Annotated in this window: 10 protein-coding genes; 1 reads left to right on the top strand and 9 read right to left on the bottom strand. The window is 41.0% G+C overall.

The genetic code is table 11. The annotated features are described in order from the left end of the window. Positions 1 to 5: 5 nt before the first annotated feature. The 8 genes from G586_RS0106020 to G586_RS21920 form a co-directional block, all read right to left on the bottom strand. Positions 6 to 1,913, bottom strand: a complete 1,908-nt coding sequence (locus G586_RS0106020; RefSeq protein ID WP_026527022.1) for a hypothetical protein — start codon at positions 1,911 to 1,913, stop codon at positions 6 to 8. Between the two features lie 89 nt (positions 1,914 to 2,002). After that, positions 2,003 to 3,604, bottom strand: coding sequence for a helicase HerA-like domain-containing protein (locus tag G586_RS0106015; protein WP_026527021.1), 1,602 nt, complete (start codon positions 3,602 to 3,604; stop codon positions 2,003 to 2,005). A 167-nt stretch (positions 3,605 to 3,771) separates the two neighbouring features. After that, positions 3,772 to 4,050: an HU family DNA-binding protein gene (locus tag G586_RS0106010; RefSeq protein ID WP_022761419.1), complete on the bottom strand. Its 279-nt coding sequence runs from the start codon at positions 4,048 to 4,050 to the stop codon at positions 3,772 to 3,774. Positions 4,051 to 4,257: 207 nt separating this feature from the next. After that, entirely contained in the window at positions 4,258 to 5,679 is a 1,422-nt protein-coding gene (locus tag G586_RS0106005) for an amidophosphoribosyltransferase (RefSeq protein ID WP_026527020.1), read from the bottom strand. A gap of 88 nt (positions 5,680 to 5,767) precedes the next feature. Further along, positions 5,768 to 6,889, bottom strand: coding sequence for a glucose-1-phosphate adenylyltransferase subunit GlgD (gene glgD, locus G586_RS0106000; protein WP_026527019.1), 1,122 nt, complete (start codon positions 6,887 to 6,889; stop codon positions 5,768 to 5,770). Next, positions 6,889 to 8,031 (bottom strand): glucose-1-phosphate adenylyltransferase, encoded by a 1,143-nt coding sequence (locus G586_RS0105995; RefSeq protein WP_026527018.1) that lies wholly within the window; start codon positions 8,029 to 8,031, stop codon positions 6,889 to 6,891. The genes glgD and G586_RS0105995 overlap by 1 nt, the downstream gene beginning before the upstream one ends. Positions 8,032 to 8,194: 163 nt before the next feature. Further along, the gene (locus tag G586_RS0105990) at positions 8,195 to 9,889 is read right to left on the bottom strand and encodes an extracellular solute-binding protein (RefSeq protein ID WP_026527017.1); all 1,695 of its coding nucleotides are present in this window, start codon (positions 9,887 to 9,889) and stop codon (positions 8,195 to 8,197) included. A gap of 121 nt (positions 9,890 to 10,010) precedes the next feature. After that, positions 10,011 to 10,472, bottom strand: a complete 462-nt coding sequence (locus G586_RS21920; RefSeq protein ID WP_051204602.1) for a CAP domain-containing protein — start codon at positions 10,470 to 10,472, stop codon at positions 10,011 to 10,013. A gap of 360 nt (positions 10,473 to 10,832) precedes the next feature. Here G586_RS21920 and G586_RS0105980 point away from each other — a divergent pair, with 360 nt between their 5' ends. Further along, positions 10,833 to 11,093 carry a hypothetical protein gene (locus G586_RS0105980; protein ID WP_026527016.1) on the top strand — a complete coding sequence of 87 codons (261 nt, stop codon included), beginning with the start codon at positions 10,833 to 10,835 and terminating at the stop codon, positions 11,091 to 11,093. A gap of 105 nt (positions 11,094 to 11,198) precedes the next feature. Here the strand turns inward: G586_RS0105980 and G586_RS0105975 are convergent, their stop codons facing one another. After that, complete coding sequence (locus tag G586_RS0105975; protein ID WP_026527015.1) at positions 11,199 to 11,693, bottom strand: hypothetical protein; 495 nt, start codon at positions 11,691 to 11,693, stop codon at positions 11,199 to 11,201. Positions 11,694 to 11,751: the final 58 nt, after the last annotated feature.

Below are 11,751 nucleotides of genomic sequence, written 5' to 3'. Positions count from 1 at the left end.
AACCTTTAGTACAGATAAACCTTAGACAGTCTTATACCATCTCCGGTATTATCTATCTTATATATTTTCCAAAATTCGAAGGGCTCACTCCCTTCAGTCATACTATCAAACATCTCCTTTGCATTATCAGTCTCTGCCTCAGGCTCCTCCACAAAGAGATATTCAGCATGACTTCGAAGTATCTTGTCAGTGATACTTCCTATTCCATCATCATTAGTCAGGGTATCATAGACAGCAGGAACAGGTGATACTTCCTTACTGATATATGCGTCGTGAAAATAATGATTCGCCTCACCGCTGCGCATATTGAGGACTCTGTGCCCCCATAGATCTCTATGTCCATACACACTTTCAAAAAACATCTGACCGCCATCATCTATCATTGCCTGATTGTATTCTGTTTTCTCAGCAAGAGAATCCCGATATTCAAACAGATAGTAATTTAGTCCTTTATAGTCTGCTGTAAGCAGTATAAAGCCAGCGATCACGGCATAAATGATGTACGCTCTCTTTTCATCAGCGGTTCTTTGAGATTTCCCTGCATTCGTCAGCGCAATGCCGGCCAAAAGATATAAACCTCCAATAGTAAATGGCGCTCCATACCTTGTGGTAGAGTTTGTCATGGCAAATGCATCAAGGTATTGATCCTCCGCCTGGAAAAGTGATATGTGCGCAATAAAAATGATCAGATATGAAACAATCGCTGAAACTATAAGGAATAACGCAAAAGGCTTTTTCTCAGAAGACTCTAAAAGCCCAAATTTAAGCATAGCAACAAGCGCAACAAAAATAATTATAATCATAACACCTATCGGAAGGTCAAGGGTTATGTTGTGGTCGGCATGCATTGGCATAGTCCAAAGCCCCAGGAAAAAGTATTTTGCTTTCTCAAGAGCATTGGCAGGCACGCTGTAGGAGCCTGTAGCCATCTTGATTCCAAGGCCTGTAGCCTTGGCAACTCTTCTGTTTAACAGGCAGAAGAACAACCAGCTTCCGTAAAAAGAAGCTGAAAAGAAAATTGAAAAAATGATTCCTTTTTCTTTATAGCCCAAAAGGAAATAGAACAATAGCGCAAATAGTGCCCATTCAATTCCAACTGATTTTGTAAGAAGCAGTACAGCTGTATAAAGAGCAATCCTCCCGTAATAGAATAAATCTGTGTGATTATCCTTATCCCAGATTGCGAACAGAAGTGCCCCATAAACTATGCCCATAGTAATATCAGCAGGAGTTCCATAGAAAATGATTCCGCTTACTATTCCGGGAATCAGAAATGCCAAAATTGTAAAAGGAGCAGAAAATCTCTCCCTTACAGGACTTACGAATGGCATAAGAAATACCGCATTGAATGCAAAATAGCCTGCAAATTGAAGTCCTTCCATATACTTTGAGGGGCTTATCTGCAAAAATATCCACTTGGCAAGTGAAGTAACCGGCGGATAGTCTCCAAATTCCGGAGATACATTTCCATATTTACCGGAAAAGCCGCCAAGATAATATATCTGTTTTGCATCTGAAGACCAAAAATTAATATCATCCCACCAGGTAAAAATCTGGTCTCTTGTAAGATAAGTGACAGCAGCAAGCACAAGAACAAACACGATGACAGAAGGAGTACATAGAGCCTTAAGACTACGCCTCAGTACTCTCTTGTGGATGCTTATGCTGACAATTTTCTTTGTCACTGACTCTGCCATGGAGCAATGCTCCATAAAAACAAAAACTCCAAAGAGCACTATAACCACCGCGGAGATGCCATAGATATATTTTAGTCCTCTAAAAATAGCCAGCAGGTACAACACAAGTATCTGCATTGCACCTGTTATGGCTATCGTATCACATATGCTTTCTTTGAATTTCACTGCCAGAGAAGCAGCTGTTAAAAATAATGCTGTTGGTATTAAGAACCACATGAAGACCCCTCATCCGTCAGCTTCGCTGACACCTGCTCCCCTTTTGGGGAGAAGGCTTTAATTTTGTAATCATAATATCAAGCCAATAATTACATCTTGAACAGGGTGCCTATGATACCTCGTCCAAGACTGGCTCCTATATTTCCGCCAAGAGTCTTGCCGAATTTGCCAAAGCTCTTTCCTGCAGCTTTTCCCACTTCACGTCCTACAGTTCCGCTGACTGTAGATGCAACTGATTTTGCCGCGCGTTTCTTGGCAGCCTCAGCTTTAGCCTTTTCTCTCTCTTCCTGCTTGATCTTAGCAGCCTCTTCCTTCTCCTTAGCCTTAAGTTCTGCAGCCTCTGCTTTTTGTCTTTCCTTCTCTGCTTCAGCCTCTGCCTTTGCCTTTGCAGCTTCCTCAGCATCAAGGACGCCCTTTCTCTGAAGCATCTCATAAGCAGAATCAGAATCGACCGCATTAGCGTATTTGCTGTACAAAAGACTGCCCTTTATAGCATTTTCTCTGTCAGTATCATCTATGCCTCCAATTTTGCTCATAGGCGGTAGAATGAATGCTCTTTGTGCAATCTCTGGTGTGCCGTTTTCATCAAGGAAGGACACTACAGCTTCTCCTGTTCCAAGCTCCATTATTGCGTCAAAGGTCTTAAACTCAGGATTCTCCCTGAAGGACTCAGCAGCAGCCTTAACCGCCTTCTGATCCGCAGGAGTATACGCATGAAGTGCATGTTGTATCTTATTTCCAAGCTGGGCAAGAACACCATCCGGAATATCTCTTGGATTCTGTGTTATAAAATAGACACCAACACCCTTAGATCTTATGAGCTTTACAACCTGCTCAATCTTATCAAGGAGTGCTTTGGAGGTATCCTTGAAAAGAAGATGTGCTTCATCAAAGAAGAATACCATCTTAGGCTTTTCCATATCACCAACTTCGGGAAGTGTCTCAAAAAGCTCAGACAACATCCAGAGAAGGAAGGTTGAATAAAGAACGCCATTATTGATAAGGCTCTCAGAATCAAGGATATTGATCATTCCCTTGCCGTTTGTATCTGTCGTAAACCAGTCTGTAAGATTAAGCGCAGGCTCTCCGAAGAAGATATCGGCGCCCTGTGTCTCCAGCGCAACTATACTTCTGACGATAGCACTGATAGAAACAGAACTCATTTTGCCATAGTCTGCAGCATAATCCTTATTATTTTCGGATAGCTCATTAAGGAGTGCCTTCAGATCCTTTGTATCGAACAAAAACCACCCATTGTCATCAGCTATTTTAAATGCAATTGTAAGGATATCACTCTGAAGGTCATTTAGACCAAGAATACGGGATAACAGAATAGGCCCCATCTCAGAAACAGTGGTGCGAAGCTGTATGCCCTTTTCGCCAAAAAGGTCCCAAAAAGTAGCCGGATATTTCTTATACTCGTAGCCGGTGCCCTCAAGAGAAAAGCGCTCAATTCTCTCTTCCATTCCGGAGCCTTCGCGGATCATTCCTGCAAGATCACCCTTGACATCAGCCAGGAATACCGGAACTCCCATGTCTGAAAATGACTCAGCCAAAACCTTAAGCGTAACAGTCTTACCTGATCCGGTAGCACCTGCTATAAGTCCATGTCTGTTAGCCATTTTTGGCAAAAGATACAGATTATTCCCATTTCCGGTTGTAGCAGCCCAAACCTTACCGTCTTTAAACATTTTCCATACCCTCCAAGTGAATTGTTTTTGCTATAACATACTACTATTTTAACTACAATTCTTTTTCAAAACAACAAACTAAAACCATTTATAATATAATTTTTATCACTATTTTATTAATTGAAAAAGCCGGTAGTCAATGACTACCGGCCTTCTATGAAGTTTAATTATTTCTTATTAACAAGATCCTTAAGAGCCTTACCAGCCTTGAACTTAGGAGCTACAGAAGCAGGGATCTTGATGCTCTCGCCTGTCTGAGGGTTCTTACCTGTTCTTGCTGCTCTCTTTGTGGTCTCGAAAGTACCAAAGCCAACAAGCTGAACCTTATCCTTCTTCTTAAGCTGCTTTGAAACAACGTCAACGAAAGCCTTAACAGCCTTCTCAGAATCCTTCTTAGAAAGACCTGTCTCCTTTGCAATTGCTTCTACTAATTCTGTCTTGTTCATAATTGTTTTCCTCCAAATATAAGAAAATTTAACTACATGGACTATACTAGCACCCGAAATGCCTAAAAACAAGCCTTTTTTGATAAAAAAAGTCGAATTTTCACGTATTTAAGCGCTTTTTGGTGATATGTGTCAAAAATATCTGATTATTATAGTGAAAATCACATATTGAATCTTACACAATTAGTATTTATCTGACTTTTACGCTTATTCCTTACCACTCCAACAGTAAGTACAAAGCTTGCAGGGCTCAAGAGGTATCGCTTCCACCATATCGTCTAATCTGTGGTAGTGAAGTGATGTGAAATTGAGTTCTTTCCTTATCTCTTCGAGCATAGCATCATACTGAGGAGAGTCGGGATCTGTGTATTTGCGCACAGTCTCTTCGCCCGGCTTCGGATAGCCCTCGAGCTTCTCAATAACACGTCTTGTAATAAGCTCCATCTCGGAGTTGGAACGTGAGAAATTGAGATATTTACATCCATAAATAAGCGGAGGGCAGGCAGGTCTAATGTGAACTTCCTTAGCGCCGCTCTTATAGAGGAACTCTGTAGTCTCACGAAGCTGTGTTCCACGCACAATTGAGTCATCGATAAGAAGAAGACTCTTGTTATTTATCAGCTGATTAACAGGTATAAGCTTCATCTTGGCAATAAGGTCTCTTCGTGACTGAACTGTAGGCATAAAGGATCTGGGCCAAGTAGGTGTGTATTTTACAAAGGGTCTTGAATAGGGAATACCGGAAGCATTGGAATATCCAATGGCATGCGCAACACCTGAATCTGGCACACCTGCAACAAGATCAGGATGAAGCCCTCTTTGCATGTCGCGCTGAGCAAGCTTTTTGCCGCAGCCGTATCTCATATTCTCAACATTGAGGCCTTCGTAACAGGATGCAGGGAAACCGTAGTAAATCCAGAGGAATGTACAGATTCGCATATCATCAAATGCAGGTGCCACAATCTCTACGCTTTCGGGAGTTATGAAGGCTATCTCTCCCGGCCCAAGTTCCTTATATGGATCATATCCAAGGTTCAGGTATGAAAAGCTCTCAAAGCAAACACAATACCCTTCATCCTTATGGCCTATCTGTACAGGTGTCCTTCCGAATCTGTCTCTGGCGGCATAAATACCCTCAGTAGTCATAAGAAGGAGCGTCATTGATCCCTTTATGATTTCCTGCGCATATCGTATACCTTCAACAATAGTCACCTTCTGGTTAATGATGGATGCCACAAGCTCTGTGGGATTGATATCTCCTCCGCTCATCTCAAGGAAATGCGACCTGTTATCCGCAAAAAGCTTGTTGGTTATCTCATCTATATTATTGATCTTACCAACAGTTGTTATTGCATATGTGCCGTGATGTGAACGAACAATAAGGGGCTGGGGCTCAAAATCTGAAATACAGCCGATTCCCAAATGTCCTTCCATTCTTAGCATATCTTCTTCAAATTTTGGTCTGAAATATGATCTCTCAATATTATGTATGGAACGGTCAAAACCTTTTTTCCTGTCATATACTGCAAGACCCGCCCGGCGAGTGCCGAGGTGAGAATGATAATCTGTTCCGTAAAACAAATCAAAAACTGCGCTATCACGCGATGCTACGCCAAAAAAACCACCCATGGAAACCTCCTGAAAATGATTACTTATAAACACTTCGTGTTCCATAATATCATAAAGAAAGTTCCATGTGTGGTTTAAGTTTTGAAAATTATAATATATCGTTTCTCTTTACATAAGCAGGTGTTACAGAATCGGAAACTACACGTTTAACGTTTCTGATATCAGCCCATTTATCAATTACGGCGTTTTCAATGTGTACACCTTCAGCAATGTTGTTGTAAGCAAGAACTATGGAGTTTCTGACAACAGCATTCTTACCGATGTGAACATTACGTCCGATGATGGAGTTCTCTACTGTACCTTCGATGAGGCAGGCATTACAAATCATAGAGTTTGTAACCTTTGCTCCATGGAAGTACTGTGTAGGACAAGCATCAGTTGTCTTGGTATAGATAGGCCATTCAGGTCTGAAGAACTCCATGGATGTACTATACTCAAGAAGCTCCATATTTGCCCTGTAGTAGTCATCAAGGCTTGTAATTGCTGCAAAGAATCCCTTGTGCTGGAAGCCTCTTATGTCGAGATCCTTGCAGGAAAGAGCAACCATATCTGCAAGTGAATAAGCTGAGGATTCTTTTCTTGATCTCTTTATAAGGTCAAGGAATATCTGCTTACTCATAACATAGGTATCCATGCTGATATTTCTTTCCTTGGCAGTACCCATGTTGCGCTCTATTGACTCGATACCCTTCTGTTTATTAAGGGTTACCACATTACATGCTCTGTAATATTCCTTAGCCTGATCAACCTTATGATAAAGAAGTGTGATATCCGATCCTGCTGCAACATGCTCCTCAAGAAGCTGCTGATAGTCCTGCTTGTAGATCATGTAGCTTGGTGCTACAACTACATATTCCTGAGGCATGCGCTCGATCTGTTCAAGGTTCTCAAGATAAGCATTTATATCCGTGTTATAGATCGAATTAGCACCATTGTTCTGAGTGAAGAACATCTGAATAGCTCCGCGCTTGGAGTTAATGTTATAGTGCCTTCCGGAACCTATATGCTCAACAATTGAGCGGGGTCTTGAATTCAAGCAAACCTGAATTCTGTCAAAACCACTGTTGCTCATATTTGAGATAGGAAAATCGATAACCCTGAATCTTCCAAGGAATGAAAATGCTCCAATAGGTCTGTAATCGTGAAGTCCTTCAACTCTGATGTAATTTGAAGCGGAGTTGATTACGCCAAATGCCTTATGTTCTGCCATTATTTATCATCCCCCTTTACACTTTTTGCAACAAGGAGGATTTCCTCACTCTTCTTGTTTCCAACGGTTGCATTTTTCCCTATACGAACGTTCTCAGCCACAAGTGCTCTTGTAACTGTAGCTCCTTCAAGAACAGATACTCCAGGCATTAATACAGAATCTGTAACCTTTGCCCCCGGTCCAATTTTAACTCCTGCAAAAATGACTGAGTTCTTTACCTCACCTCCGATAGCTGAGCCCTGATTTATATATGCTCTGTCTATCTTGGCACTTGATGCAATATAAGCGGGTGTCATACCGACATCCTCTGTATATATCTTCCAGCTGGTGTCATCCAGATTAAGCTCATTCTCGCTATCAAGAAGATCCATATTAGCTTCCCAAAGTGAATCTATAGTTCCGACATCCTTCCAATAGCCCTTGAACTCATAAGCATACAGTCCCTTGCCCTGATTAAGCATTACAGGAATAAAATCCTTACCAAAGTCATGACTTGAATCGGGATTCTTCATATCCTCAATAAGCATCTTGCGCATTGTCTTCCAATTGAAGATATAGATACCCATGGACGCAAGGTTGCTCTTAGGCTTTGCAGGCTTTTCCTCAAATTCGATAATACGGTTGTCCTCGCCGGTATTCATGATACCAAAACGGCTGGCTTCCTTCTTAGGCACGCCACGAACAGCGATAGTTGCATCCGCATTATGCTCCTTGTGGAATCTGAGCATCTTATCGTAATTCATTTTGTAAATGTGATCTCCGGAAAGAACAAGAAGATACTCCGGATCATAGGCATCGATAAAATCGATATTTTGAGAAATTGCATCAGCTGTTCCGCGATAAACGTCAAGACCTGAATCCGCCTTCTCTCTGGGAGTTAAAACGAACACTCCACTATCCTTGGTATCAAGTCCCCAACGTCCGCCGGCTGCAACGTAGCTGTTGAGCAATACAGACTCATACTGAGTAAGTACACCGACAATGTCAATTCCGCTGTTAGCACAATTGCTAAGCGGAAAGTCAATAATGCGATATTTTCCTCCATATGCAACAGCAGGCTTTGCAACCTTGTTTGTAAGCTCATGGAGTCGGCTTCCCCTGCCCCCGGCAAGGATCATAGCCAGCATATTTGTCTGAGCCATATTAAATTCCCCTCTCTCTTTTTTCATAGAATTTATTGATGTTCTGAAATTCAGAACTTAAGATGTGCACAAAGCTTGGTAAAACCTGACTATGTAATCACTTAATTTATATTCTAAGCGTTATACTTATTAATTTCAACGTGAAATAGTGCTTTTTTAGCCACTATTTGTAAAGTTCATTAAGCTGCTCCTGAAGAACGACTGTGACATCATCGATTCCCTCGAGCGCAAGCTCATCCTGCAGCCTTGTGATAACATCCTCTGCCGTCCCTTCATACTGGCCGTAGGATATCATTTTCATGTATTCGCTGTAGATCTGATTACACTTTTCAATTTTGCCCTCTATCTCACTTTCGTCGGGAACAAACTGGCCATATGGGTAATCAATTTTTTTCTTCTCATACGAAGCATATAATTCATCCACGATATCCCAATTGGTTTCGGTATCACGAATCTCAAGATTATCATTTCTTCCCCACCAGAAATTGGTAATATCATAAATGTTGTCCGATTCCGGATCATAGTCCTCAGGCTTATCACGAAGCCCCTGCTCATTTATGGAATATGAAACGCCCTCTATCCCATAACACATAAGTCTATAGCAGCGCGAATCATTTCTCAGGAGGTCATAAACCATCAGAGCACGTTCAGGATGCAGTGATCCCGCTGATATTGCCATTGCCCCATGGGTTATCAAAGGAGCCACAAGATTTCCATTTTCCTCTCCAAAATAGAAGAAGCCTGATTTAGCATCCGGGTTTTCACTATAAACAGTATTTTCCTCAAGATGTGAACATAAGTTGGCATAGGTCTGAGTGTGATGTTGTTCAACCGCGACCTTTCCTTCCCTATATTCATCTCTGTTATCAGCGTCTGTATTATTCATGACATTATGCGGCCATACTCCGGCTGCATTCCACTCTTTCATCAGCCTTGCATATTCTGTTAGTGTGGTTTTATCCATCATGACCGGCACGACGAGTGTATATGGATCATCAATTGTTCCGCCCCACAGATTTGAAGCACATATACCCTGAATTGGGACAAAATCCGTATGTGAGGTCAGCCACCCGTCAACCATATTCAAATACTGAGTTCCATCCGCATCCCACACTTCCTTAAGATCCGGATCAACACTCTTTACATTCTCAAGATATGTAGTAAGCTCTTCCCAGTTGTGGATTCCATCTTCAAGCCCCAGTGCATCAGCCAGATCCTGCCTGTAAATAAATCCATGATTAGTCCACTGAGTATAATTGTCCTCAGGCATAAAATATATTTGATCATTGTATTTACACATGTCCCAGTAATCAGCAGATACAGACTCATATGTGCGGGGTGCATAACGCTTAAGCATACTGGTGGTTAAAGGAAGGAACACCCCCTTCTTTACATTTATCCATCCATCAAGCCAGTCAGTGGCGGCTCCTATCAGATCAACGCTCCCATCAAGAAGCGCAAGCTTTTCATCATAGCTTTCAAGATAATTATCCCATTCAATAAACTCAATATTCAGCTCAGCATTTACTTCCTCGTTAAGTATCTCATTGAGCTCCGCTATTGTTTCATGAAGTCTTTCGGCTGCCTTCCCTTTAGGATTATCACCTGTTGTCAGATAAGTTATCACAACATGCTCTGAGGTATCTATTCCGGAAGTATCAAAACCGGCCTCTTCATCTTCTCCGGATGCTAATATTTCCGCATTATTGCTTTGTATATCATCAGGCACAGCAAAGCCGCCCTCTTCCTTTGATGCTTCTCCATCATTATCCATAGGAGGAACATCAAGATTACCGCAAGAAGCGAGGGTAACAAGCATTATTAAACTAAGTAAAACGGATACCACCCTTTTTCCCATAAGAATACCTCAGTAAAATACGTTTATATACAAATAATTATGTCATAAAAAAAAAAACCAGATTATTATTTTTTCATAAAAAAAGCTGCTCTGCCAAATTGCAGAGCAGCGTAATATGCATTTAGTAACCAAACTCGCAGGCGAGATAGGCAACCCCGTTTTCATCCTCGTAGCAGGAAATTCCTATACGCGTAAAGCCGGTCAAAAGAACAGTTCTGTGTGATGGGCTTCTATACCAGGCAGCCATAATGTTCAGCGTACCCTTTTTCTCATCGGTGTCCGCACGTGCAAGATTCTCTCCATAAACTCCGGTACCCGCGGTATACCACGCACTACCATCCGGTCTTGTGTGGTCAAATCTCGCAGGCAGCTCAGTTGCTCTTATCGCAGCTGCCTGATTTAGTGAATCAGATACTGTAAGAGCAGGTAATCCAAGCTCGACTCTTAGCGCGTTGATGTACTCAACAACCTCACCAGTGTTAACTGTCTTTGCCTGTACTGTAATACCTTTGGTAATAAATACCATAAAGACAATACAGCCAATCAAGTAAAACTTCAAAAGTCTTATCCTAGTTGTACTCATATTCAATTCCCCCTCAACAAAATAATAATCTCAAATGTGATCATTTTTTGATATATCTATTATCGGATAAAAATATCAAAAAATTATAAAAATTATGTAAATTTTTGCCAAAAGATAATCTTTTCATGATTATTAATAGTATTGCGTTTGTATATTGTTATTTTTTAGTAATTATTTAGCTTGACTTTTTATATACTTGAACACTATAAGGTTTTGTGGTAAATTATATGTAGTTTTCAATACTACATGTGAGGGTTTTTGAAATTACATAAGTTTTTAATCGGTTACGGGATGCCAGAAAAATCAAATCAAAGCACCGAATCTGGCCGGAATATAAAAAGCTTTATTAAGGAGGGAAGTATGACAGCAAAAGAGTTAAAGCATTTTTTCAAGGACCATCTTGTTCCATCCAAGCTTTACAAGATTGGAAAAGAGCGCGACGGAAGAATATGCCTGACAAAAAACAAAGAGTTTTGGGAAGTGTATTTTTTGGATCACAAGCAAAAGATCGGACTTATGAGATATACAGATGAGAACAGTGCATGCCTTTCCATGAAGGAAGAACTTAGAAAGATTATGGAAAGCATCTACGAAATCACATGGAAGCCCATAAGAGCATAATGTAGACCTTACGCAGATTTCATATCTGCTCATTAAGAAAGACCACAGACGAGTATTCTCTCGTTTATGGTCTTTTTTCTTTTTAGCTTTTTATATATAAAACTATTATGAATTGAAATATAGTATGGCGCAAACGATAGCTAAAGCCCAGAACGCAAAGCCTATATAGGTAGTCCATCTGGAACTGTCATAGGCCTCCTGCGCAATGTAGTTCTCTTTTATAAGTTCAATTCTCTCTTCTTCATGACCATCATAAATCGGAGGTTCAGCATCCTCATCTTCCTCCGAGGATTTATCATCAGCATTCTCCTCGGCGCCTTCTTCGCCATTCTCTCCTACTCCCCCTTCCACACCTGTATCAAGTGCAATGTCCTCAATAGTAGGCTCTTCCGGTTCAGGAACAGGCATCTGAATATCCTCACCCGAAATCTCTGACATTTCAGGTTCAGCCCCTTCTTCATTCTCTTCGTCTTCATGACCTATCAAATTAGGATCCTTAAGCTCAGGCTTCGGAGGTCTGTTGAACTCTCCTACAATAATGAACCCCAACCCTATAAGAAAAATAAATAGCGAATAAATAAGATAAATCCTGCTATGCATATATGACACACCTCATAAGAAAAATGAAAATCTAAAGACTATAAATACATCTTCATAA

It is taken from the genome of Butyrivibrio sp. VCD2006 (assembly GCF_000423925.1).
Taxonomy (GTDB): Bacteria; Bacillota; Clostridia; order Lachnospirales; family Lachnospiraceae; genus Butyrivibrio.
The sequence above is the reverse complement of the archived record's forward strand: the minus strand, read 5'-3'. Positions and strand labels throughout refer to the sequence as shown.

What these genes read in the sequence shown, in the direction of transcription:
- G586_RS21920 (WP_051204602.1), bottom strand. Translation starts at nt 10,472, where the DNA reads ATGAGTACAACTAGGATAAGACTTTTGAAGTTTTACTTGATTGGCTGT.
- G586_RS0106005 (WP_026527020.1), bottom strand. Translation starts at nt 5,679, where the DNA reads ATGGGTGGTTTTTTTGGCGTAGCATCGCGTGATAGCGCAGTTTTTGAT.
- G586_RS0106015 (WP_026527021.1), bottom strand. Translation starts at nt 3,604, where the DNA reads ATGTTTAAAGACGGTAAGGTTTGGGCTGCTACAACCGGAAATGGGAAT.
- G586_RS0106020 (WP_026527022.1), bottom strand. Translation starts at nt 1,913, where the DNA reads ATGTGGTTCTTAATACCAACAGCATTATTTTTAACAGCTGCTTCTCTG.
- G586_RS0106010 (WP_022761419.1), bottom strand. Translation starts at nt 4,050, where the DNA reads ATGAACAAGACAGAATTAGTAGAAGCAATTGCAAAGGAGACAGGTCTT.
- G586_RS0105995 (WP_026527018.1), bottom strand. Translation starts at nt 8,031, where the DNA reads ATGGCTCAGACAAATATGCTGGCTATGATCCTTGCCGGGGGCAGGGGA.
- G586_RS0105975 (WP_026527015.1), bottom strand. Translation starts at nt 11,693, where the DNA reads ATGCATAGCAGGATTTATCTTATTTATTCGCTATTTATTTTTCTTATA.
- G586_RS0105990 (WP_026527017.1), bottom strand. Translation starts at nt 9,889, where the DNA reads ATGGGAAAAAGGGTGGTATCCGTTTTACTTAGTTTAATAATGCTTGTT.
- glgD (WP_026527019.1), bottom strand. Translation starts at nt 6,889, where the DNA reads ATGGCAGAACATAAGGCATTTGGCGTAATCAACTCCGCTTCAAATTAC.
- G586_RS0105980 (WP_026527016.1), top strand. Translation starts at nt 10,833, where the DNA reads ATGACAGCAAAAGAGTTAAAGCATTTTTTCAAGGACCATCTTGTTCCA.